The sequence below is a fragment of the Hoeflea sp. CAU 1731 genome (assembly GCF_039888615.1).
Taxonomy (GTDB): Bacteria; Pseudomonadota; Alphaproteobacteria; order Rhizobiales; family Rhizobiaceae; genus Flavimaribacter.
This window is the reverse complement of the sequence record NZ_JBDQQS010000005.1, coordinates 85,644-107,556: the sequence shown is the minus strand read 5'-3', so window position 1 is coordinate 107,556 and position 21,913 is coordinate 85,644. Positions and strand designations below refer to the sequence as shown.

The window sequence follows — 21,913 nt, the reverse complement described above, 5'->3', positions numbered from 1 at the left end:
GCGACTACCCAAGCTGCTCGACGAGATCAGCCTGTTGCGCTTCCGTCAACGTCAGGAAGGGCGGCAGCGGCGTCGCCGCAGAGGCTTTGCCGAGACGTTTGGCGACGAGATATTTCACGGCTGGAACAAGCGGGAAGGATGACACCGTCGTGCGCACGTGACGAACGGAGTCCAACAGGTCCGAGTTGCCCTGATCTGCAAGGAGCGCGGCAGAACTGGCAGGATCGATGTTGACGGTTGCGGAAATGCAGCCGGCGTAGCCGTCGCGATCGCAATTCGCCAACGCCACCTCGTTGCTGGGGAAGACATCGAAGCCGTCGATCTTAGCCATGGCGGCCGCATAGTCGAGATCGCCGGAACTATCCTTCATTCCGACAATTCTGTCAGGAAAGGAAGCCGTCAGGCGACGCGCCAGATCCTCGCTGAAGCGGATCCCGGTCAACTGCGGATAATTGTAGAGATAGATCGCAATCGGCATCGCAGCAGTTTCCTCCACCAACTGTGCGAACCAGGCATAAAGGCCGTCATCGGTCACTGGCTTGTAGTACCAGGGCGGCAGGACGAGGGCCGCCGCAAAGCCGCATTCATGCGCATAACGGGTGAGTTCAACCGTCGTCGCCAGATCGGGCGTTGCGGCGCCGACCATCAACTTCGATCCGTCAAAGGCCTGCGAAGCGGCCGTCATCACCGCCTTGCGATCAACCACGGACATGGAATTCGCCTCGCCCGTCGAGCCGAGAACATTCAGCGCGTCGCATCCATTGTCGAGCGCCCAGCGGCAATGCGCCGTGAAGGCTTCGAGGTCGGGATGGAAGGAGGAATCGAGCGGTGTCGGAACGGCGGCGATAACGCCCTTCAGCCGGTGTAAAGTCATGGTGTCTATGCCTACGCTGTGTGGAGGATGGGGAGTGCTGCAACGAGCGGGTGATCATTGGCGGTGGTGTTAGACGAATCCCAGCCGCCTGGCGAGCCCAGACCAGAGACGTTCTCGTCGAAATATTCGCGGTTGATGGCTTCGTAATGCTTCATGTCGGCAGTGATCTCGCCGTCCCAGGTTATCGCGTCGACCGGACAGATAGACAGGCAAATGCCGCAATTCACGCATTCGTCCGGGTGGATATAGAACATGCGGCCGCCCTCGTAGATGCAGTCGACCGGACACACGTCGGTGCAGTCGCCATCCTTCACATCCACGCAGGGTTCGGTAATGATATAGGCCATGTCCGAACCATGGCATCACAAACCGTTCCAATAAAGAGCCAATTTTCGCTAAATCCATTGCCGTTTCGGCAATCCGGTCACTTCCCTGCCAGCGACACAAGCTCCCGGACGCGTTCGACATTGTCTTTCGCCACGCCGCCGTCACGGTTCCAGAGACTGTTTTCGAAGCCTATGCGCGCCTTGCCTCCCCGGCTCAAAGCCGCAAGAAGACAGTCGGTTTCTCCGGACCCGAAGGCGCACAGCCCCCATTCGGCGTCGTTGCTCTGAAGGCCTGATCCCTCGAACAACGACAGGAAGGAATCCATATCTTCCGGCGCGCTCTGCTGACCCACGGTGTAGCGTCCAAGCACGAAGAGCAGTTGCATATCGGCGGCAGGAAGGACAGCGGCGTCCATGAGGCCAATCAGACGGCCGAGATCTTCCGCATCGTAGAGGATATGCTGAACCTGCACGCCCTCATCCGCCGCCCAGTGGTAGAATTCAGATGCGGCGGAAACATCTCCCGTATCAGGAACCATTTCGCGCAAGGCGACGGATACGGATTTCGGCATGACATCGCGCACAAGGCGGCGCTGCTCTTCCGGCGAATAGCGGCCGACCGCCTCGGTGGTGATCTGAACCTGCATCTGTGGAACAGCCTGCGCCATTTCGGCGATCAGTTCCAGGTAGAGACCGGCGTCCAGAACATGGGCGCCTGCAGCGTCGCGCACATGGGCGTGGAGACCACCTGCGCCAGCTTCGCTACAGGCGCGCGCGCAAGCGACGATTTCGTCGATCATGATCGGAATTTCCGGATGATCGGCTTTCGATCGTCTCGCCCCGTTGGGCGCGACCATGATGCGTGGAAGGGCTTCCAGGGACAGAGAGGACTCCTACTTTCGGACATAAGGCTCCGGGACAGCGCCGGATCATACTCAAGTTCCTTTGATTGACAACGCTAGATTTGTTTGGAAGACTTTGTCCCCACCAATACGGGAACTCGCAGGAGCGGCAGTGTGGACAGCCTTGTTTCGATCAACCACCAGATCGCGCACAGCCTCAACCTGCCAAGCCCGACCCTCTCTTGTCCGGAAGGACAATACCCGGTTCTTTTTCTCCATTGTCGCACCAGGCGCCCAGCCACAACGCTGACGGCGGAGGCGAAGACAAACAGGCGCAGGCCAAGGCAAGACCGGTCAGCGTCACAACAAACATCAATCAGGGAGCACATATGATGTTAGCACGCAAAATTCTGGCCGGATCGGCGCTCGCCGCAACACTGGCCTTCTCCAGCGGTTATGCAGCCGCAGAGACCTTTGTGACGATCGGCACCGGCGGACAAACCGGCGTTTACTATCAGGTGGGCGGCGCCATCTGCCGTCTGGTCAATCGCGGCACGTCGGATCACGACATCAAGTGCACGCACACCACCGGCGGCTCTGTCGCCAATATCAACGGAATTCGCAACGGCGATCTTGACCTCGGCGTCGCCCAGTCCGACTGGCAGTATCACGCCTACAACGGCACGGCGCCCGAGCAGTTTCCCGACGGAGCATTCGAAGGATTGAGGGCTGTCTTTTCTGTGCATCCCGAGCCGTTCACCGTTGTTGCGCGCGCCGATTCCGGCATCGACAGTTTCGATGATCTGAAAGGCAAGCGAGTCAACGTCGGCAATCCGGGCTCCGGCCAGCGCGGCACGATGGAAGTGCTGATGAAGGAGATGGGCTGGACGATGGACGATTTCGCCCTCGCCTCCGAGTTGAAATCCTCCGAGCAGTCGGCGGCGCTCTGCGACAACAAGGTTGACGCGATCGTCTTTACCGTTGGCCATCCGAACGGTTCGATCAAAGAGGCCACTACCTCCTGCGAATCGAAGCTGATCAACGTCGACAATGACGCGACCAAGAAGCTCGTCGAAGACAACGCATTCTACGCGGTCGCGACCATTCCGGGCGGCATGTACACCGGTACAGACGGCGACACGACGACCTTCGGCGTGGGCGCGACCTTCGTCGCCTCCACCGATACGCCGGACGAGGTGGTGTACGAAATCACCAAGGCTGTGTTCGAGAATTTCGACCGGTTCAAGAAGATGCATCCTGCCTTCGAGAATCTGAACCAGGAAGACATGATCAAGAACAACCTGTCGGCGCCGCTGCATGACGGCGCAGCCAAATACTACAAGGAACAGGGCTGGATGTAATCCGCAGCCGGCAGCGGGCGTCTGTCACGGACGCCCGCCGCACAATAATAAAACGGGGAAGGCCACGGGGGCGTTACGATGAGTCAGGAATCCGAGTCCGATACAACAATAATGAGCAGTGACGAACTCGACGATCTCGTTGCGTCGACTGATACCGGCGGCCGCAGTCCGGATAACCGAAACGTTGTGCTTCTGATCGCGGGCGTAGCGCTCGCATGGTCGATCTTCCAGATATGGATCGCTTCACCGGTTCCCTACACGACAGGTTTCGGGGTGTTTTCGAGCGGCGAGGCGCGACCGATTCATCTCGCTTTCGCGCTGTTTCTCGCTTATCTCGCCTATCCCGCTTTCAAGAATTCGCCGCGTCACGTTGTGCCCGTGTCAGACTGGGTGCTCGCAATCGTCGCCGCCTTCTGCTCATTTTATTTGTTCCTGTTCGATACAGACTTTATGGACGGGGTCCTCGGAACCCGGCTCTCCGACAGGCCCAACAACCCCGATACGCTCGACGTGACGGTCTCTGTCGTCGGCATCATTCTACTACTGGAAGCCACGCGCCGGGCGCTCGGGCCGCCGCTGATGATCGTGGCGATCGTGTTTCTCGGCTACACGTTCCTCGGTCCCTATGCGCCAGGCTTCCTGGCCTGGAAGGGCGCGAGCTTCGACGCCGTCGCCTATCACCAGTGGCTGTCCACTGAAGGCGTGTTCGGCATCGCGCTCGGCGTCTCCACCGACCTGGTCTTCCTGTTCGTGCTGTTCGGCGCATTGCTCGACAAGGCGGGCGCCGGTAACTACTTCATCAAGGTCGCCTTCTCGATGATGGGCCACTTCAGCGGCGGACCGGCCAAAGCGGCCGTCGTCGCCTCCGGCATGACCGGCCTTATTTCCGGTTCATCGATCGCCAATGTGGTGACGACCGGAACCTTCACCATTCCGATGATGCGCCGGGTGGGCTTTTCCGCCGAGAAGGCCGGCGCCGTCGAAGTCGCCTCCTCCGTCAACGGCCAGATCATGCCGCCCGTGATGGGCGCCGCCGCCTTTCTCATGGTCGAATATATCGGGATCTCGTATTTCGAGGTGGTCAAGCACGCCTTCGTGCCGGCGATCATCTCCTATATCGCTCTGGTCTATATCGTTCACCTGGAAGCCAAGAAGCAGAACATGGCCGGCCTGCCGCGGGCAAGCGAACCGAAGCCGCTGAAATGGGGGCTGATCTCGTTCGGCATAACGATGGCGGTGATCCTGGCCGCCGCAAGCGCGGTCTATTATCTCTTCGCCGCCTTCCAGGCCGCGCAATCGGCCGGTCTTTCGCTCATCGGCACAATCGTCGCGCTGGCGATCATTGTCGCCATCTTCGCGATGATCCGGTCCCGGCTCAGCGAGAAAGGACGCGGCCGGGTTTTATCTACAGGCGCAATGGTCCTGGGCTTTGCGGTGATCACCGCCTTCCTCATTTTCTACCTGCTCGACTTCATCGGCGGCGTCGCCGGCGATGCAACGCCGTGGATCATCGCCGTGCTTCTCGGCGTCGCCTATGTGGGACTGGTGCGGTTCTGCTCGACCTATCCCGAACTTGAGCTGGACGACCCGAACGAACCGGTGGTGCGACTTCCGGAACCCGGACCGACAGTCAAATCGGGACTGCACTTCCTGCTACCCGTTCTCGTCCTGATCTGGTGCCTGATGGTGGAGCGTCTTTCGCCTTCGCTCTCGGCCTTCTGGGCGACCGCCTTCATGATCTTCATCCTTCTTACCCAGAGGCCGCTCTTCGCGAAGTTCCGCGGCGAACCAACGGCCGGCGCGACCTGGCGCGGCTTCAGCGAACTGATCGACGGCATGATCACCGGCGCGCGAAACATGATCGGCATCGGCATTGCGACGGCCGCGGCCGGCATCATTGTCGGCGCAGTGTCGCAGACCGGCGTTGGATCCGTGCTTGCCGCCCTTGTGGAGTTCCTGTCCCAAGGCCAGATCATGCTGATCCTGATCTTTACCGCGATCCTGAGCCTCATCCTCGGCATGGGCCTTCCAACGACGGCGAACTATATCGTCGTTTCAGCCCTGCTCGCGCCCGTGATCGTGGCGCTCGGCCAGCAGAGCGGGCTGATCGTGCCATTGATCGCCGTCCATCTGTTCGTCTTCTATTTCGGCATCATGGCGGATGTGACGCCGCCGGTGGGGCTCGCCTCCTTCGCGGCGGCGGCGGTCTCCGGCGGCGACCCGATCCGCACCGGCTTCGTCGCCTTCTTCTATTCGCTCAGAACGGCGTTGCTGCCGTTCCTGTTCATCTTCAACACCGACATCCTTCTGATCGACGTGACCTGGTACGAGGGCGTGTTTGTTTTCATTGTGGCGACGGCGGCGATGTTGATATTCACCGCCGGTTCGCAAGGGTTCTTCATGACCCGATCGCGGATCTGGGAGTCGATTGCGCTGATCGTGATCGCATTCACCCTCTTCAGACCCGGCTTCTGGATGGACTATGTCTCGCCACCCTTCACATCGGTTCCGCCAACGGAACTGGCGCAGGCCATGGGCGCGGCTAAGCCCGACTCCGAAATCAGGGCGATCGTCGACGGCCTCGACGATGTCGGCGAGCCGATCACCCTGACCATGATTATCGATGTGGGCGACGAGCCAACCGGCGAAGAGCGCCTGGAAGCCTTCGGCCTGGAACTCTATAACGAAGACGGCAAGGTGCTGGTCGACAACGCCATCTACGATTCGCCCGCACAGCAAGCCGGCTTCGACTTCGACCAGGTCATCGAATCGGTGCTGGTTCCTGCCAACCAACCGTCAAAATACTGGTTCTATATTCCCGCATTGCTGCTGCTGGGGCTGATCTACATGCTGCAGACGCGCCGGGCCGAACCAGAGCCCGCATCCACCGCCGCCGGGCAGGGAGCTTCGTCATGACCATGTTTCGCAACATCCTTGCCGCAGTCGATCTCGGCGACCAGGAAACCTCGACCAAAGTCATCACCGGCGCTATGGAGGTGTTCACCAAGGGCGACACGTTACACGTGATCACCGTGGTCCCGGATTACGGGTTGAGCATTGTCGGCACCTTTTTTCCAAAGGGGCACGAAAGTCAGCTCATCGAACACGCACAGACCGAACTGCACGCCTTCACCGCGAAGACCGTTCCGGAGGGGACGCCGCTGCAGCACGTGATCGCCCATGGCAGCATCTATGAGGAGATCATCAGGGCCGCGAACAATCTCAAGGTCGACCTCATCGTCATGGGGTCGCACCGCCCGGCGCTGCAGGACTATCTTCTCGGCCCCAACGCGGCCCGCGTCATGCGCCACGCCGACCAGTCGGTGCTGGTGGTCAGGAGTTGAGGTCTCAGGAGCCGTTTTGTCGGCAATCCATTTGATTTTCTGTCTAAAATAGACCAAATATCTTGTAGCGAGCCCTGCAATGAAGGCTTTTCGGTCGAGTGGCCTGAAACAGCATGTCGGCGACGTGCTGCACGCAGCGGAAACCGCGCCGGTCGCAATCACCAAACACGACAAGCTGCGTTATGTGCTGATGAGCGCCGAACAATATGAACGGCGAATCCGATTCGTGTCGTGCTTACAGCATAGAAGAAACCCCGGACGACATCGCGGATCTGCTTGTCTCCGAGCTCGATCGCCAATTGGAAGAACTCGACGGTGAGTAAAAATGATCTTCCCCGGGAAGGCGATGTCTGGCGTTATTCTTGTCAATGGCGTTGGCAGCATGCGCGAAACGAAACCGAAGGTCGTAAAACAGATCCATCTCCTTCGTAGCGATTGCGAAAACCCACGCGGGCGAACACGTCCTTTTCATACTCCCGATCACGTCGAAGCCGCCCGATGCGGAAACGCATGCAATTGAAATTCCACAAACGGAAATTCGCCGCGCCGGTCTGGATGGTTCTCTGAAGCTCTGGATTGTTATCGACGAGTATAATCTTGATATACTCGAGCGCTCATTTTATTTCGAACGCGGTGAAAAACTCGGATGTTTCAGTCCGAAATTCCGCCTCATAATCATCCGCGAATTCAGACAACTCTTCTCAGCACGGCGCTCCAAACCGGTAAGACGGCTCGACTGAAGCGGGTCTTTTCCCTGTCATCCCCCGATGCTATCACTGTCGGCATGGTCGCCTATGAACGCATCGTCATCCTGAGCGGCGCCGGTCTGTCGGCGGAATCCGGACTCTCCACGTTCCGGGACAAGGGCGGCATTTGGGAGAAGCACCGGATCGAGGACGTAGCGACGCCCGAGGCCTTTCTGCGCGACCCCGAACGGGTTCTGAATTTTTACAACACGCGCCGCGGCAACGCCCGTGACGTCCAGCCGAACGCGGCTCACAAGGCGCTTGCCAGGCTGGAGGCGGAATTTCCCGGCCATGTGCTGACCGTTACGCAGAACATCGACCCGCTGCACGAAATGGCGGGCACGACGAACCTCATCCATATGCACGGCGAGATCGCGAGGGTGCTGTGCATGCATTGCGGCGCACGCACGCCCTGCGAAACCGATCTGACGGTCGACATGGTCTGCGCAGCTTGCAACAGGAACGGCGGCATGCGCCCCGACGTGGTGTGGTTTGGCGAGATGCCCTATCGAATGGACGAGATCTATTCCGCGCTGACCGATTGCGACCTGTTCATCTCCATCGGCACCAGCGGCAATGTCTATCCTGCGGCGGGCTTTGTCGCCGAGGCCCGCGAGGTTGGCGCTCACACGGTCGAGCTCAATCTGGAGCCGTCAGCGGGTATTTCGCTGTTCGACGAGGCGATCCACGGCAAGGCGACCGAGGTGGCGCCGGCCTATGTGGAGCGGTTATTGCGGGACTGACCCATTTTGGACCCAATTTCCGACCAGGTTTGTTTTTTCATCCAAACAATAGGGATCAATGCCCGATGCGATTCTTTCTTGCCGTCAGCCTCCTTGTTGCAACGACGACCACCGCACTGGCCGACCGTCCACCAAACACCGAGGAACGCAAGGCTATCGAAGACGTCTTGACGACAGCCGGCTACACGTCCTGGGAAGAGATTGAATTCGACGATGACGATGACGACCGTGTCTGGGAAGTCGACGACGCGATCGGCCCCGATGGCAAGGAGTATGATCTGAAACTCGACACCGACTACAAGATCATCAAGAAAGAGCTGGACTGATTGACAAGCAACTCGGACGCATCCGCTATTTCACGGCCGGATCGACATCCTTGACGGCGGCATGGCAAGCAGCTGACAGATCCTGCGAATTCCTCGCAAGACACTGAAAGGCTTCAACCCCGCCCGGCGAAACACCCCTGCAATGGGCAATGAAATCGCTGCGGCAATTGGCCCGCAGGGCCTGTTTCTGGTCGTCGGTTACGGCGAAAGCCGCTGTTGACGCGGCGATAGCCACAGGCAGGAAAAGCAGGGTGAAAGCGGTTCGGTAGGATCGCATATTGATCTCCTTGAGCGGTGATTTATCAAAGCACGGGAAGTGCGTGTCTTCAACCACTCAACACGTCGCAATCACACTTCCTTCCAGCCATCCGGCGTCTTCATGCGGTGGTGGATGGCGTTGCCCTGGCCCAGCGTCTGCTCGATGAAACACCCCTTCTTCGCTGTCTCGATCAGTTCAATGACTTTTTCTTCCGGATCGGGACTGTCGATCAACACGTCGATCTCGAAGCTCTTCGGCGCTGTCTCGTAAACCCGGCCGACCTGTTTCCAGTTCCACTGAACGCGGGTGTGCACGTCGAGATCGTTGAGCGTTACGCCCAGCCGTTTCGCAAAGGCACGGATCTGCGTCATGATGCAGCCGGTGATGGAGCCCACAAACAAAGCGAGCGGCGGCGGCGCGGAAGCGTCTCCACCATGGAACGGCCCTTCGTCGGTGGCGAGTTCGAACTCCTCCAGCGACGGCTTGACCATCTGTACGGCGAGTTCGTTGCGCATCTTGCCGACGGCCTTTCCCTGGCAGTCGAACTGGACGACCGTGCGGTCAGGCATCGCAGAAAATTCGCTCATGTCATTGTCCTTCATTCCAGTGAACCATGGGAAGACCTGCGACGGGCGAGCGGAAATACGGGATCGTCGTTCCGCGCAGGCTGCCGATATAGACGTTCTTCAGATCGGGACCGCCAAAGGTGACGCTCGCCATCCAGGGCGCGATCGAGCCGCCGCACGCCATTTGCAGTTCGGGCGTGACGCGATCCTCCTCAAAGGCCATCAGCAATTCCTTGCCGGCGGCCGATCCGTGGTCATCGTCAAGAATGATCTCCAGGTCGCCCTCCGGGGTGATGGCGAATATGCGATCGATCATCACATGGGTGCCCCAGAGATTGCCGTAGGCGTCAAAGGCAATGCCGTCGATGAAGGCGTTGTGATCGGAAGGCCCGAACGTCTCCCGGTCAGTCAGCGAGCCGTCTTCCTGCACCCGCAGACGGGTTATACGCTTGCCGGTCGTCTCGACGACATAGAGCCATTCCTCTTTCGCGTCGAAACGGATCTCGTTGGTGAAGGCAAACCCGTCGGCGACGATGCGCAGACCCTTCTCGTCGGCCATGGCGACAAACCCGTCTTTCAGATCGGGGCTTATCGCCTCCATCCAGTTTGGAATGGTGGTCGAGACGGTGAGCCAGACGCGGTCGCGGCTGTCGCGCAATACGAAATTGACCTTGCCGATAGCGCGGCCGTCGATCGTGTCGTAGAGCACTTCGCTTTCGCCGGTGCGCTTCATCAGTTCCAGCCGGTCGGTGCCGAAATTGGAGACGAGAATGTCCCCGTTACGGGCAAAGGCAAGGCCGTTCGGCAGCGTGCCCTGCGTGAAGCGCGCGGCGTCATCGGTCGCAGACACAAAATCCGTCTGCTCGGTCTGGGCGATGATCTCCTGCCGACCATCCGGGAAGATGTGAACGACGCCGCCGCGGGCGTCCGCCGACCAGAGCGATCCGTCCGGCTCGGCGAGGATGCATTCAGGCCGCTGCAGGTCGTGGCCGATCGTGCGGATCTCCGCAGGATCGACCACGAAACCTTTTATCGGATTGTCGCCCATCAGAACTTGACCATGTCGCCGCCCTTGAGATCAAGCGCCGCGCGCGCATCGGCGGGCGACGCGACCTCAAGGCCGAGCTCTTCAATGATGGTGCGGATTTTCCTGACCTGCTGGGCGTTGGAGTCAGCAAGTTGGCCCTTGCCGATATTGAGCGAGTCTTCAAGACCGACACGAACATTGCCGCCGAGCATGGCGGCCTGGGTTATGAACGGCATCTGGTAGCGGCCGGCGGCGAGGACCGACCAGACATAATCATCGCCGAAGAGACGGTCGGCCGTCTGCTTCATGAACATGACGTTTTCCATCTCGGCGCCGATTCCGCCAAGGATTCCGAAGATTGACTGCACCAGGAAAGGCGGCTTGATCATGCCGGCGTCGACGAAATAGGCGAGATTGTAGAGATGGCCAATATCGTAGCATTCGTGCTCGAAACGGGTGCCGCAGCCTTCGCCAAGGTGCTGCAGGATGTAGCGGATATCCTTGAACGTGTTGCGGAAGATGAAGTCTTCACTGGCTTCAAGAAAGGGCTGCTCCCATTCGTGCTTCCAGGTCTTGTACTTGCCCGCCAGCGGATGGAGCGCGAAGTTCATGGATCCCATATTGAGCGAGCACATTTCGGGCTCGGCTTTCAAGGGAGCCGCCAGCCGCTCCTGGACGGTCATGCCGAGACCGCCGCCGGTGGTGATGTTGATCACCGAATCCGTCGCCTGCTTGATGCGCGGCAGGAACTGCATGAAGACGTCTGGATCCGGCGTCGGGCGACCGTCTTCCGGGTTGCGCGCATGTAGATGGATGATCGAGGCGCCGGCCTCGGCCGCGTCGATCGACTGACGGGCGATTTCGTCCGGGGTAATCGGCAGGGCGTCGGACATGGTTGGCGTGTGCACGCCCCCGGTCACGGCGCAGGTGATGATGACTTTATCCATTTTTCGGGCCATGACGGCGCCTCCCTTTCAGTTGTTTTTGTGAATGCTAGTCTTCGAAAATCGCCACCGCGCGAATGAACCCGGCGGAGGCGTCCTTGATCTTGAACGGAAAGCAGGAAATCTCGTATCCGAAGGGCGGAAGTTGATCGAGATTGGTCAACTTTTCCATGTGGCAGTAGCCAATTTCCATGCCGGCGCGATGGCCCTCCCAGATGATTGAGGGGTCCTTGGTTTCCGCGAATCTCTTGGCGGTATGGACGAAAGGCGCATCCCAGCTCCAGCCGTCGATGCCGGTCACGCGAACGCCGCGCTCCAGAAGATAAAGCGTCGCCTCGCGCCCCATCCCGCAACCGCGCAAAAGGAAATCGCTCTCTCCGTAACGCTCGCCCGCCGCTGTGTTGACGACAACGACGTCGAGCGGCTGCAGCTCATAGCCGATGCGTTTCAGCTCAGCCTCGACGTCGTTGGCCGTCGCGACATAGCCGTCTTCCATGTGCCGAAAATCAAGCTTGACGCCCGGACGGAAACACCAGTCAAGCGGAATCTCGTCGATGGTCATGGCGCGCTCGCCATTGTTCATCGTTGAATGATAGTGGTACGGCGCGTCCAGATGGGTCCCGTTGTGGGTCGAAATGTTGAGCTTCTCGACAGCCCATCCCTCGCCGCCCGGCAGACCTTCCTTTGTCAGTCCGGAAAAGAAAGTGGTGATCTGCTCGACCGTCGCCTGGTGATCGAAATACTCTATTTCGGGCAATGCCATCGGCGGATCGGAAGCAATCCCGGTTTCGAGCGGAACGGAGAGGTCTACGATACGTCTTGCCATTGAATGTCCTTCCGGAAACTATTGTATGAGCGCCGTTGTGAGCGGCGGATAGACGAGGACCGCGAGAAGCACGACCACCATCATCAGGGCGAAGGGGGCCGCGCCGCGAAAAATTTCCCCAAGGCTGATGGACTCGTCATCGAGGGTCGACTTGATGACGAAGACCGATATGCCGAAAGGCGGGGTCAGCAGACCAATTTCAACCGCGATCACCGTCACGATGCCGAACCAAACCAGGTCGACGCCGAGCGGCTGTATCACCGGCAGCATCAGAGGCACCATGATCAGCATGATCGACGAGGAGTCGAGGATTGTGCCCATGACGATCAACAGGACGACATAGGCAATGATTACGCCCCAGAAGCCGATATCGGCTGTCGCGACGAACACGCCGAACTCCTGTGGCACGCCGGATAGCGCAAGCATGCGCGAATACATTTGCGCGGCGATGATGAGGAAACAGACCGACGCCGTCACCAGACCGGTGTCCGTCAACACTTCCCAGAAATTGGACAGAGTGAGCGTGCGGCGAAACAGGCCGATGATGATGGCGCCTAGGCATCCGACCGCTCCGGCCTCGATCGGCGTGAACACGCCGGCGTAGATACCGCCTAGAACAAGCAGGATCAGCGCGAGGATCGGCAGGCCCTTTTTCGCCATTTCCGCCGAGCCCATATCGTGCTCGGTATCCTCGGACAGGTTCTCGCCGATAAACGAGGGCCAGAAATAGGCCATGGAGATGACGCCGCCGGCAAACACGATCGCCAGCAGGATGCCCGGCAGGACGCCTGCTAGAAACAGGTCTCCGACGGACTGCTCTGTCAGAAGCCCATAAAGAATAAGCAGCAGGCTCGGCGGTATCAGCATTCCAAGGACGGAAGAGCCCGCGACGACGCCGACGGAGAATTTCCCGGTATAGCCGTGGCGCACCATTTCCGGCACGGCGATGCGGGTAAAGACGGCGGCGGATGCGATGGAAATGCCGGTGATTGCGGCGAATATTGCATTCGCGGCGACCGTGGACACGCCGAGACCGCCTTTCACCCGGCGAAAGAGCTGGTTGGCGACGTCGTAGGCGTCGCGCCCGAGGCCGGAGACCGAGACAAGGAATCCCATCAGGACGAATAACGGCACCACGCCGAAAAAATATGAAGAGATGGTTTCTGACGCGGCGAGCGCCAGAAGTTTGCCGGCGAGGAGCGGAGACCCCTTGATCATCCACACGCCGACATAGGAGCACAACATCAGGGCGATCGGCACCCAGAGGCCGGCGTAGACAAGCACCATCATGGCGCCGAGCGTCGCCAGGCCGATTTCAAAAGACGTCATTGGCCGGCTCCGTCGTCTTCAGCAGGATGAATTATGCCCCAGAGCGCGACAGCGCCGGAAATCGCCAGCTGCATCAAGAGAGCGGCGCAGCCGATCAGGATAACCAGTTTGACCGGCCAATCCGGAAACGTGAAATCGCCGACGGTTCCGACATAGGACTGGCGTTGCCATGACTTTTCAAAAAGCGGCACGCTGGCCGAGAACAGGAGCCAGATCAGTACGAACGCCGCAATAACGTAAACAAATTCCATCGCGTTGCGCACCCGTTTGGAGCGGCGGGCGACGGCGTCGAGCAGCGCGTCCGTGCGGGTGAAGCGCCCCATGCGAAAGGCCTGCGAAACCTGCAGGAAGACAATGGCGACAATGGACATCGAGACAATTTCAGGTACGCCTGATACCGGCGCGAGGAAGGCGTTGCGGCCAATGACATCGGCGTTGACGAGGATCACGAGGCCGACGATCATGATCGTGCCGATCACGTTCAGCGTGTTCGAGATACCGTCAGCGGCTCTGCGGATCTTTCCGGCCGTGCCGGAGCCCGAAGGCTCCGGCGTGGTTTCCATGGTCATGGCGACCGATTACTCCTGGTCCCAGTTGCGAACAGGCGCGCCGCCGGCGGCGCGCACGGCGTCCATGTAAGCTTTCAGGATCTCGGTGCCGGCTTTGCCTTCACTGTCAACCTGAGCAGCCCAAGTCTGGGCGACATTGTCCATGCCGTCAGCCCACTGCTTGCGGAACGCGTCGTCAACTTCCGTAATGGTCGCGCCTTGCTCTTCCATGGCCTTGAGGCTTGCGACCATCGCCTTGTTGAGATCGGCGAGGTAGGCCGCCTTGAAGTCGTCGCCGGCGTTCAACAATGCCTGCTGAACCACTTCCGGCAGACTGTCGAACCACTCCTTGTTGGCGGCGAGAGATCCGGCGTATTGCGCGCCGAAACCAACCTTCGTGATGTAGGGCGCAACCTCGTACAGCTTGCCCGGCAGAGCGGCCGTCGCAAACACGATGACGCCGTCATACACGCCTGTCTTGATCTCGTTGTAGTAGGTGGTGAGATTGCCGGAAACGCCGACAGCGCCCGTGCCTTCCAGCCAGTTGACTGCCGGACCAGGCGCGCCGATCTTCTTGCCCTCGAGATCAGCAATGGAGTTGATCGGGAAGGTGGTCATCAGAAGGTAGTCGTCGATCCCGGACGGGGCGCCGAGATACTGCAGATTGTTTTCGAGCCATGTCTCGAGCATCTTCGGATTGTCTTCGTGGAGCTTGTCGATGGTCTCAACGACGACGTCGGGATCAGACGAGACGAACGGCGTGTAGTAGCTGACGTTCTGCAGCGACAGTTTTGCCGGGTCGAATACCGACGAGATGACGCCGATCTCTGCCAGACCTTCTTCGACAGCTTCGGTCTCGTCGCCGACCTTCGCCAGCGAACCGCCATACTGTTCATCCCAGTTGAATGTGTATTCGGTGCCTTCGAGCTGCTTGTTGACCGAAGGAATGAAGACCTCCGGCACCAGCCTGACCCAACGGAACACCGGAGGGTGTCCGGCTACGACCGTGGCGTTGATGGTTTCGGCCTGCGAGACGGCCGAGACGCTTGCAAACAATGTCGTTGCAAGCGCAGTCAGAATAAGCTTTCTCATAGTTTCCTCCTGTTATTCAACATTCTCGTCGAACTGGTTGACTGCCTGCTTCGCCAGCGCCCTGATGCCGGCGCATGAAAATGCGACGGTGGTGCTGACCGTTTCTTCCGTGTCGGAATCATTGCACAGCCCGTCCGACAGCCGTGCGGCGCGACCCGTGCGGGCCATCACGGACAAGGCGACGCTGATCGAAAAGAGATAGGCGCGCACAGCCGCCGCCATATCGAGTTCCGGCAGCACCTGGCGCATGGCCGCAATCGAGCGCCGCGCGATCGGATCATAGTGCTCGATAGCCATGTTCCTGGATCGCTCATCTGCGGAATTGCTGAAACTGACGACGAGACGCGCAAAGGCGCTACCGCCTCGACTTTCATCGTGTCCCATCTCGATGGTTGGCCTGAGCAGCGCCTCCATCAGTTCTTCAAGCGTGGGAACGCCTTCGGCGAACAGCCTGTCGAGCGCATCGTTGCGCTGCGCATTGACGGCGCCGGCGCGCCGGTCGATCACCTCGTCAAAGAGCTGATCCTTGTTCTGAAAATAGTAGTGAATCATCGCCTGGTTGACGTCGGCGTCGCGGGCGATGCCACGTATCGAGGCACCGCCGTAGCCGAGTTCCGCAAAAGCGCGTTCCGCCGCGTCGAGTATGGATACGCGGGCTTTCTGCGGATTGCGCACGTCCTTTTTTAGCGGCTTAGTCAGCTTCGGGCCTCCCTTACAGCGCGAACTTGGCGTCGCGTCTGGCGAACCGCGGCTCCTCCTGGCGATCCTATTAATCAAACGTTTGATAAATTCATCGTTTTGTCAAGCAGTTTTTATACGGCGATTGTTTTCACTGCATTCAGCGAACAACCGACGCGCATCTTGTGCGACAGACCGCCTATTCTTACCTTTACGTAAGATGGATGATGCTTTATGGCCTGCCCTATTCATACAGTGCAGTTTAACGGCTGCACACGGGATATATCGCTCGAACCGCAAGCAGTGTATTCTGCTTTTTTGACGGTCGTTTCTCGGGAGGAAGCAGTGTCTGTTCAATCATCCGATATCGCAGCGGCGGCTCCGCTGGACAAAGTCTGGCTGAAGTCCTATCCGGAAAACGTGCCGGCTGAAATCGGCGCCCTGCAATATGCCTCGGTCGGCGAATTGTTTCGCGAATCGTGCAAGAAGTATGCGGATCGCAAATCTTTTACCTGCATGGGCAAATCGATCACCTATCGGGAACTCGATGAGCATGCGCGCGCCATTGGCGCCTGGCTGCAATCGCGCGGTCTGGAAAAGGGCGATCGCGTCGCTCTGATGATGCCCAACATCCCGCAATATCCGGTCATCGCCTCCGCAATCCTGCAAGCCGGCTACACGGTCGTAAACGTGAACCCGCTTTACACGCCGCGCGAACTGGAACACCAGCTCAAGGACTCCGGCGCAAAGGCGATCTTTGTGATCGAGAATTTCGCCGTTACTCTGCAGCATGCGATTGGTCACAGCGTGTTGCAGCACGTCTGCGTCGTCTCGATGGGCGACATGCTCGGGCTCAAAGGCCACCTCGTCAATTTCGTGGTGCGCAAGGTCAAGAAAATGGTTCCGGAATGGTCACTGCCGGGCCACGTCACCTTCCGCACAGCCCTCTCCGAAGGCCATGCAAAGACATTCCAGCCAGCTCATGTCGGCCTCGATGACGTAGCGTTCCTGCAGTACACCGGCGGAACGACGGGCGTTTCGAAGGGCGCGACGCTGACGAACCGCAATATCCTGTCCAACATGGTGCAGAACGATTTGTGGCTGGACGCGCTCAAACTGAAGCGCGAAATTCCCGATCCGCTCGTCTATATTTGCTGCCTGCCACTCTATCACATCTTTGCGCTCACGATTAACATGATCATGGGCATGGATCGCGGCGCCGAGAACGTTCTTATTCCCAATCCGCGCGACATTCCGGGTTTCGTGAAGGAACTCGGCAAGTATGAATTCCATGTTCTGCCGGGCCTCAACACGCTTTTCAATGCGCTGCTGGCCAACGAGAGCTTTCAGAAGCTCGACTTTTCGAACCTGTTGCTGACGATCGGCGGCGGCATGGCCGTTCAGCGTCCGGTGGCCGAGCGTTGGCAGAAGCTGACCGGTTGCAAGATCTCGGAGGGTTACGGGCTTTCTGAAACGTCGCCTGTCGCAACATCCAACCGCTTCGACAGCCCGGAGTTCACCGGCTCCATCGGTCTGCCGATTCCCTCCACGGACATCGATATTCGCGACGAGGACGGCAAGTCGGTTCCGCTCGGCGAGATTGGCGAGATATGCATTCGCGGTCCGCAGGTGATGACCGGCTACTGGAACCGCCCGGAAGAGACCGCCAAGGTGATGACGGAAGACGGCTTTTTCCGCTCCGGCGACATGGGCACCATGGACGAGCAGGGTTATATCCGCATCGTCGACCGCAAGAAGGACATGGTGAACGTCTCCGGCTTCAACGTTTATCCGAACGAGGTCGAAGAGGTCGTGGTCAGCCACGAGGGCGTTCTCGAGGCGGCGGCGATCGGCGTCCCGGACGAACATTCCGGCGAAGTGGTCAAGCTTTTCGTGGTGCGGAAGGATCCGGCGCTGACAGAAGCGGATGTGCGTGAATGGTGCCGCGAGAACCTGACCGGCTACAAGCGTCCCAAATACATCGAATTCGCCGATGAATTGCCCAAATCCAATGTCGGCAAGATTCTGCGCCGCGAATTGCGTGACGGCGAACAGAAGAAGTCAGCCTGACCGGCGGCCTTGGTTTTGTTAATCCCCCACGCCGCAAGTGCGGCGTAGGAGCGCCCTATCTTGATTGCCGCGACAGCCGGGGTTAGACCCGATAGCTGGATCAAACCTTTCCAGACGGGATGCAGATGATGGGCAATCCAGAGCAGGCGGTGAAACAACTTCGCGATCATCGCATGTCAAATGCGCCGAAGGACATACGCGCTGCCTTCGCCGCCGACCCTGAGCGGTTTGAACAATTTTCCATTCGCCTCGACGACCTGCTTCTCGACTATTCCAAATGCGCCGTTGACGCCGAGACAGTGGCGCTGCTGGCCGAACTTGCGGCGACTGCCGAGATCGAGGCGAAACGCGACGCGATGTTTTCCGGCGCGCACATCAACGCGACGGAAGACCGCGCTGTACTGCATACTGCGCTGCGAAACCGTTCCGGCGAAGCCGTTTACGACAACGGTCAGGACGTCATGCCGGATATTCTGGCCGTGCTCGACGCTATGGGCGAATTCGCCGAGGCGGTCCGTAGCGGGACAATCAAGGGTGCGGCAGGCAAGGCGATCACCAATATCGTCAACATCGGCATCGGCGGATCGGATCTCGGACCAGCCATGTGCGCGCGGGCGCTTGCCCCTTACGCAGACGGTCCCAAGACGCATTTCGTCTCCAATATAGACGGCGCCCATATCGCCGACACGCTTGGCCCGCTCGACCCCAAAACCACCCTCGTCATTATCGCATCCAAGACCTTCACAACAATCGAGACCATGACGAATGCAGCGACGGCGCGGCGCTGGGTGGCCGACGCGCTTGGTGAAGAGGCCGTGCAACATCACTTCGTCGCCGTTTCCACGGCGCTCGAAAAGGTCGCCGCGTTCGGCATCAGCGAGAACCGCGTTTTCGGTTTCTGGGATTTCGTCGGCGGCCGCTATTCCATCTGGTCGGCGATCGGGCTGCCGCTGATGATTGCGATCGGTCGCGAGCGCTTCATCGAGTTCCTCAAAGGCGCGCATGATCTCGATCGGCACTTCTGCGCCGCGCCGGCAACGCAAAATTTGCCGATGATGCTCGGGCTTCTCGGCTATTATCACCGGGTTATCTGCGGCTACCCTTCTCGCGCGATCATTCCCTACGACCAGAGGCTCGCCCGCCTGCCCGCCTATCTGCAGCAGCTCGACATGGAATCGAACGGCAAAGGCGTTGAAACCGACGGCGTTGCAGTCGACAAAACCACCGGACCACTGGTCTGGGGCGAACCCGGCACCAACAGCCAGCACGCCTTCTTCCAGTTGCTGCACCAGGGGACAGACATCGTTCCGGTGGAGTTTATCGCGGCCGCCCGCGGCCACGAGCCGGATCTCGCCCATCAGCACGCGCTGCTGCTCGCCAATTGCTTCGCCCAGTCGGAAGCCCTGATGAAAGGACGAACGCTTGAAGAAGCCCGCGCGATGCTCGATGCGACCGGCGACAGGAACGCGGCGGAACTTGCGCCGCACAAGGTCTTTCCCGGCAATCGGCCGTCGATCACCCTCCTCTATGAAAAGCTCACGCCGTATGCGCTTGGGCGGCTGATCGCGCTCTACGAACATCGCGTCTTCACCGAGGCGCAGCTCTTCGGCATCAACGCCTTCGACCAGTGGGGCGTGGAACTGGGCAAGGAGCTTGCGACCGCGCTGCTGCCCGTCGTCGAAGGCAAGGAGAGCGCGGCAGGCCACGACAGCTCGACCTCTGGTCTGGTCGGGTACGTTTTGGCGCAGCGTTGAGTAAGCGCCACAGACTGATCAGTCGGATTTCGGTCTGTCAGTAAATTCCCTGAATTCCTTCCAGGGCGACTGACGGCATTCCCTTTCGATTGCCTGATCCACGACCACTTCCAGGGATTCAGGGCTCATGCCAAAGTCTTCCAGACGGTAATCGCCGAGAATGTTCAACCGCGTCAGTGCGGGCAGCTCAGTCAGCGCCGCTCTGCAAAGCGCGCGCATCTCATCCGAAAGTCCAGAGCCTGCTTGCTGATCCTGCACGAGCTTGCATCGGATGACGGCGCTTAGTAGATCACCTTCATAGAAATCGCCAGCGGCAAGCGGGTTCTTGCGCAAGACCTCCAGCGCCCTGGGCACAAGGTATTTCAGGCCGATGTTCTGACCGATCATGATGCGGAGATCTTCCGTGGAAAATTCCTCGATCGGCTTCCGACGCAGGCGGTGACACTCCTGAACAAGCCAGGTGGGAGCGTCGGTCTCCCCCCCCAGTCGTCTTTTTCCAGCTGTTCGAGTGTAGCCATGTATCGAGCACAGCCTAAAATTGATGGCGATACGACAAAGCTTGTTCTGGTTGGCGCATCTATAACTCATAATACGGCGATATTTGAGCTATAGCAAACGTCGCTATAACTCACACAAAAACGCCCGGCTTTCGCCAGGCGTTCGTGTTTTGGGCAATGCTGATCCGGCCGATCAGTTCATCGTCGGGATGACGAATTCCGCGCCTTCCTTCACGCCGGACGGCCAACGCGAGGTGATCGTCTTGGTCTTTGTGTAGAAGCGGAAGGCGTCGGCGCCGTGCTGGTTGAGGTCGCCAAAGTTCGACCCCTTCCAGCCGCCAAAGGTGTAGTAGGCGATCGGCACCGGGATCGGCACGTTCACGCCGACCATGCCGACCTGCACGCGCGATGCGAAGTCGCGGGCGGCGTCGCCGTCGCGGGTAAAGATCGCAACGCCGTTGCCGTATTCGTGCTCGGTCGGCAGTTTCAGCGCGTCCTCATAAGTCTCAGCGCGAACGACGGACAGGACAGGACCGAAGATCTCTTCCTTGTAGATGCGCATGTCCGGCTTCACATGATCGAACAGGCAGCCGCCCATGTAATAGCCGTTTTCGTAGCCCTGCATCTTGAAACCGCGGCCATCGACGACGAGCTTCGCGCCTTCCTCGACGCCGAGGTCGACATAGCCCTTGACCCGGTCAAGCGCCTGCTGGGTGACGAGCGGGCCGAAATCCGCGCTCGGATCCGTAGACGGGCCAACCTTCAGGCTTTCGACACGCGGGATCAGAGCTTCGACAAGGCGGTCGGCGGTCTGCTGGCCGACAGGAACCGCGACGGAGATTGCCATGCAGCGTTCGCCTGCGGAGCCGTAGCCGGCGCCGATCAGAGCGTCGACGGTCTGGTCCATGTCGGCGTCCGGCATGATGATCATGTGGTTCTTGGCGCCGCCGAAACACTGGACGCGCTTTCCGGACGCGCAACCACGGCTGTAGATATATTCGGCGATCGGCGTCGAGCCGACGAAACCGACGGCCTTGATGTCCGGATCGTCGAGGATGGCGTCGACGGCTTCCTTGTCGCCATTGACGACGTTGAGGATGCCCTCAGGCAAGCCGGCTTCGATGAAGAGTTCAGCAATCCGCATCGGCACGCCCGGATCGCGCTCGGACGGCTTCAGGATGAAGGCGTTGCCGGCGGAAATGGCCGGCGCGATCTTCCAGAGCGGGATCATAGCCGGGAAATTGAACGGCGTGATGCCGGCGACGACGCCGAGCGGCTGGCGCATGGAGTAGACGTCGATGCCGGGGCCTGCGCCGTCGGTGAACTCGCCCTTCAGAAGGTGGGGAGCGCCAATGCAGAACTCCACGACTTCGAGGCCGCGCTGGATGTCGCCCTTCGCATCCGGAATGGTCTTGCCGTGCTCCTTGGCCAGCAGTTCCGCCAGGGAATCGTATTCCTGCTGGACGAGATCGAGAAACTTCATCAGCACGCGGGCGCGGCGCTGCGGATTGATCGCCGCCCAACCGGGCTGCGCCGCCTTGGCGTTTTCGACCGCCGCCCGCATCTCTTCCTTGCTTGCGAGGGCGACCTTGCCCTGCACTGTGCCGTCCATCGGCATCAGCACATCCGCCGACCTGCCGCTTGTTCCGGCGACATTCTTGCCGCCGATAAAATGTCCAATATCGCGCATGGGAGTCCTCCTTGATTGATTGCCGGCACTTTGCGCTTTAATTTATGAAAATCAATGCGCAATCCAGCGTA

At 59.5% G+C, this 21,913-nt stretch carries 22 protein-coding genes; 8 read left to right on the top strand and 14 right to left on the bottom strand.

Features of this window, described 5'->3' with window-relative positions; all coding sequences use genetic code 11:
• Positions 1-4 precede the first annotated feature (4 nt).
• From AAFN47_RS10095 to AAFN47_RS10085, 3 genes are all read right to left on the bottom strand, one after another.
• Positions 5-874 (bottom strand): dihydrodipicolinate synthase family protein, encoded by an 870-nt coding sequence (locus AAFN47_RS10095; protein WP_499809096.1) that lies wholly within the window; start codon positions 872-874, stop codon positions 5-7.
• Positions 875-885: 11 nt separating this feature from the next.
• Complete coding sequence (gene fdxA / locus AAFN47_RS10090) at positions 886-1,221, bottom strand: ferredoxin (RefSeq protein WP_499809095.1); 336 nt, start codon at positions 1,219-1,221, stop codon at positions 886-888.
• A 77-nt stretch (positions 1,222-1,298) separates the two neighbouring features.
• Complete coding sequence (locus AAFN47_RS10085; RefSeq protein ID WP_499809094.1) at positions 1,299-2,057, bottom strand: beta-keto acid cleavage family enzyme; 759 nt, start codon at positions 2,055-2,057, stop codon at positions 1,299-1,301.
• A gap of 374 nt (positions 2,058-2,431) precedes the next feature.
• Here AAFN47_RS10085 and AAFN47_RS10080 point away from each other — a divergent pair, with 374 nt between their 5' ends.
• From AAFN47_RS10080 to AAFN47_RS10055, 6 genes are all read left to right on the top strand, one after another.
• Positions 2,432-3,403, top strand: a complete 972-nt coding sequence (locus tag AAFN47_RS10080) for a TAXI family TRAP transporter solute-binding subunit (protein ID WP_499809093.1) — start codon at positions 2,432-2,434, stop codon at positions 3,401-3,403.
• 111 nt (positions 3,404-3,514) lie between these two features.
• Positions 3,515-6,319 carry a TRAP transporter permease gene (locus tag AAFN47_RS10075; protein ID WP_499809092.1) on the top strand — a complete coding sequence of 935 codons (2,805 nt, stop codon included), beginning with the start codon at positions 3,515-3,517 and terminating at the stop codon, positions 6,317-6,319.
• Positions 6,316-6,747 carry a universal stress protein gene (locus AAFN47_RS10070; protein ID WP_499809091.1) on the top strand — a complete coding sequence of 144 codons (432 nt, stop codon included), beginning with the start codon at positions 6,316-6,318 and terminating at the stop codon, positions 6,745-6,747. Before AAFN47_RS10075 ends, AAFN47_RS10070 begins: the two co-directional genes overlap by 4 nt.
• Positions 6,748-6,826: 79 nt before the next feature.
• On the top strand, positions 6,827-7,066 hold the full coding sequence (locus tag AAFN47_RS10065; RefSeq protein WP_499809090.1) for a type II toxin-antitoxin system Phd/YefM family antitoxin: 240 nt from the start codon (positions 6,827-6,829) through the stop codon (positions 7,064-7,066).
• Positions 7,067-7,531: 465 nt separating this feature from the next.
• Complete coding sequence (locus AAFN47_RS10060) at positions 7,532-8,236, top strand: NAD-dependent deacylase (RefSeq protein WP_499809283.1); 705 nt, start codon at positions 7,532-7,534, stop codon at positions 8,234-8,236.
• A gap of 65 nt (positions 8,237-8,301) precedes the next feature.
• Positions 8,302-8,562, top strand: a complete 261-nt coding sequence (locus tag AAFN47_RS10055) for a PepSY domain-containing protein (protein ID WP_499809089.1) — start codon at positions 8,302-8,304, stop codon at positions 8,560-8,562.
• 25 nt (positions 8,563-8,587) lie between these two features.
• Here AAFN47_RS10055 and AAFN47_RS10050 read toward each other — a convergent pair whose 3' ends face one another.
• The 9 genes from AAFN47_RS10050 to AAFN47_RS10010 form a co-directional block, all read right to left on the bottom strand.
• Positions 8,588-8,839: a hypothetical protein gene (locus AAFN47_RS10050; RefSeq protein ID WP_499809088.1), complete on the bottom strand. Its 252-nt coding sequence runs from the start codon at positions 8,837-8,839 to the stop codon at positions 8,588-8,590.
• 71 nt (positions 8,840-8,910) lie between these two features.
• Positions 8,911-9,408, bottom strand: coding sequence for an OsmC-related (seleno)protein (locus tag AAFN47_RS10045; protein WP_499809087.1), 498 nt, complete (start codon positions 9,406-9,408; stop codon positions 8,911-8,913).
• 1 nt (position 9,409) lies between these two features.
• Positions 9,410-10,435: an SMP-30/gluconolactonase/LRE family protein gene (locus AAFN47_RS10040; RefSeq protein ID WP_499809086.1), complete on the bottom strand. Its 1,026-nt coding sequence runs from the start codon at positions 10,433-10,435 to the stop codon at positions 9,410-9,412.
• On the bottom strand, positions 10,435-11,373 hold the full coding sequence (gene kce, locus AAFN47_RS10035) for a 3,5-dioxohexanoate:acetyl-CoA acetone transferase (RefSeq protein ID WP_499809085.1): 939 nt from the start codon (positions 11,371-11,373) through the stop codon (positions 10,435-10,437). Before kce ends, AAFN47_RS10040 begins: the two co-directional genes overlap by 1 nt.
• Positions 11,374-11,407: 34 nt before the next feature.
• Complete coding sequence (locus AAFN47_RS10030; RefSeq protein ID WP_499809084.1) at positions 11,408-12,184, bottom strand: cyclase family protein; 777 nt, start codon at positions 12,182-12,184, stop codon at positions 11,408-11,410.
• Positions 12,185-12,202: 18 nt separating this feature from the next.
• Positions 12,203-13,513, bottom strand: coding sequence for a TRAP transporter large permease (locus AAFN47_RS10025; RefSeq protein ID WP_499809083.1), 1,311 nt, complete (start codon positions 13,511-13,513; stop codon positions 12,203-12,205).
• A complete protein-coding gene (locus AAFN47_RS10020; RefSeq protein WP_499809082.1) occupies positions 13,510-14,082 on the bottom strand; it encodes a TRAP transporter small permease subunit in 573 nt (190 codons plus the stop codon). The genes AAFN47_RS10025 and AAFN47_RS10020 overlap by 4 nt, the downstream gene beginning before the upstream one ends.
• Positions 14,083-14,091: 9 nt before the next feature.
• Positions 14,092-15,153 carry a C4-dicarboxylate TRAP transporter substrate-binding protein gene (locus tag AAFN47_RS10015; RefSeq protein WP_499809081.1) on the bottom strand — a complete coding sequence of 354 codons (1,062 nt, stop codon included), beginning with the start codon at positions 15,151-15,153 and terminating at the stop codon, positions 14,092-14,094.
• A gap of 12 nt (positions 15,154-15,165) precedes the next feature.
• On the bottom strand, positions 15,166-15,828 hold the full coding sequence (locus AAFN47_RS10010) for a TetR/AcrR family transcriptional regulator (RefSeq protein ID WP_499809080.1): 663 nt from the start codon (positions 15,826-15,828) through the stop codon (positions 15,166-15,168).
• A 348-nt stretch (positions 15,829-16,176) separates the two neighbouring features.
• On the opposite strand from AAFN47_RS10010, the gene AAFN47_RS10005 reads away from it, so the two are divergent.
• Both AAFN47_RS10005 and pgi read left to right on the top strand, forming a co-directional pair.
• Positions 16,177-17,901 carry a long-chain-fatty-acid--CoA ligase gene (locus AAFN47_RS10005; protein WP_499809079.1) on the top strand — a complete coding sequence of 575 codons (1,725 nt, stop codon included), beginning with the start codon at positions 16,177-16,179 and terminating at the stop codon, positions 17,899-17,901.
• 125 nt (positions 17,902-18,026) lie between these two features.
• A complete protein-coding gene (gene pgi / locus AAFN47_RS10000; RefSeq protein ID WP_499809078.1) occupies positions 18,027-19,655 on the top strand; it encodes a glucose-6-phosphate isomerase in 1,629 nt (542 codons plus the stop codon).
• A gap of 18 nt (positions 19,656-19,673) precedes the next feature.
• Here the strand turns inward: pgi and AAFN47_RS09995 are convergent, their stop codons facing one another.
• Together AAFN47_RS09995 and AAFN47_RS09990 are read right to left on the bottom strand one after the other, a co-directional pair.
• Entirely contained in the window at positions 19,674-20,243 is a 570-nt protein-coding gene (locus AAFN47_RS09995) for a contact-dependent growth inhibition system immunity protein (RefSeq protein ID WP_499809077.1), read from the bottom strand.
• 102 nt (positions 20,244-20,345) lie between these two features.
• Entirely contained in the window at positions 20,346-21,842 is a 1,497-nt protein-coding gene (locus AAFN47_RS09990) for a CoA-acylating methylmalonate-semialdehyde dehydrogenase (RefSeq protein ID WP_499809076.1), read from the bottom strand.
• Positions 21,843-21,913: the final 71 nt, after the last annotated feature.

Coding starts and splice junctions, on each gene's coding strand:
- AAFN47_RS10095 (WP_499809096.1), bottom strand. CDS start 874: ATGACTTTACACCGGCTGAAGGGCGTTATCGCCGCCGTTCCGACACCG.
- fdxA (WP_499809095.1), bottom strand. CDS start 1,221: ATGGCCTATATCATTACCGAACCCTGCGTGGATGTGAAGGATGGCGAC.
- AAFN47_RS10085 (WP_499809094.1), bottom strand. CDS start 2,057: ATGGTCGCGCCCAACGGGGCGAGACGATCGAAAGCCGATCATCCGGAA.
- AAFN47_RS10080 (WP_499809093.1), top strand. CDS start 2,432: ATGATGTTAGCACGCAAAATTCTGGCCGGATCGGCGCTCGCCGCAACA.
- AAFN47_RS10075 (WP_499809092.1), top strand. CDS start 3,515: ATGAGCAGTGACGAACTCGACGATCTCGTTGCGTCGACTGATACCGGC.
- AAFN47_RS10070 (WP_499809091.1), top strand. CDS start 6,316: ATGACCATGTTTCGCAACATCCTTGCCGCAGTCGATCTCGGCGACCAG.
- AAFN47_RS10065 (WP_499809090.1), top strand. CDS start 6,827: ATGAAGGCTTTTCGGTCGAGTGGCCTGAAACAGCATGTCGGCGACGTG.
- AAFN47_RS10060 (WP_499809283.1), top strand. CDS start 7,532: ATGGTCGCCTATGAACGCATCGTCATCCTGAGCGGCGCCGGTCTGTCG.
- AAFN47_RS10055 (WP_499809089.1), top strand. CDS start 8,302: ATGCGATTCTTTCTTGCCGTCAGCCTCCTTGTTGCAACGACGACCACC.
- AAFN47_RS10050 (WP_499809088.1), bottom strand. CDS start 8,839: ATGCGATCCTACCGAACCGCTTTCACCCTGCTTTTCCTGCCTGTGGCT.
- AAFN47_RS10045 (WP_499809087.1), bottom strand. CDS start 9,408: ATGAGCGAATTTTCTGCGATGCCTGACCGCACGGTCGTCCAGTTCGAC.
- AAFN47_RS10040 (WP_499809086.1), bottom strand. CDS start 10,435: ATGGGCGACAATCCGATAAAAGGTTTCGTGGTCGATCCTGCGGAGATC.
- kce (WP_499809085.1), bottom strand. CDS start 11,373: ATGGCCCGAAAAATGGATAAAGTCATCATCACCTGCGCCGTGACCGGG.
- AAFN47_RS10030 (WP_499809084.1), bottom strand. CDS start 12,184: ATGGCAAGACGTATCGTAGACCTCTCCGTTCCGCTCGAAACCGGGATT.
- AAFN47_RS10025 (WP_499809083.1), bottom strand. CDS start 13,513: ATGACGTCTTTTGAAATCGGCCTGGCGACGCTCGGCGCCATGATGGTG.
- AAFN47_RS10020 (WP_499809082.1), bottom strand. CDS start 14,082: ATGACCATGGAAACCACGCCGGAGCCTTCGGGCTCCGGCACGGCCGGA.
- AAFN47_RS10015 (WP_499809081.1), bottom strand. CDS start 15,153: ATGAGAAAGCTTATTCTGACTGCGCTTGCAACGACATTGTTTGCAAGC.
- pgi (WP_499809078.1), top strand. CDS start 18,027: ATGATGGGCAATCCAGAGCAGGCGGTGAAACAACTTCGCGATCATCGC.
- AAFN47_RS09995 (WP_499809077.1), bottom strand. CDS start 20,243: ATGAGTTATAGATGCGCCAACCAGAACAAGCTTTGTCGTATCGCCATC.
- AAFN47_RS09990 (WP_499809076.1), bottom strand. CDS start 21,842: ATGCGCGATATTGGACATTTTATCGGCGGCAAGAATGTCGCCGGAACA.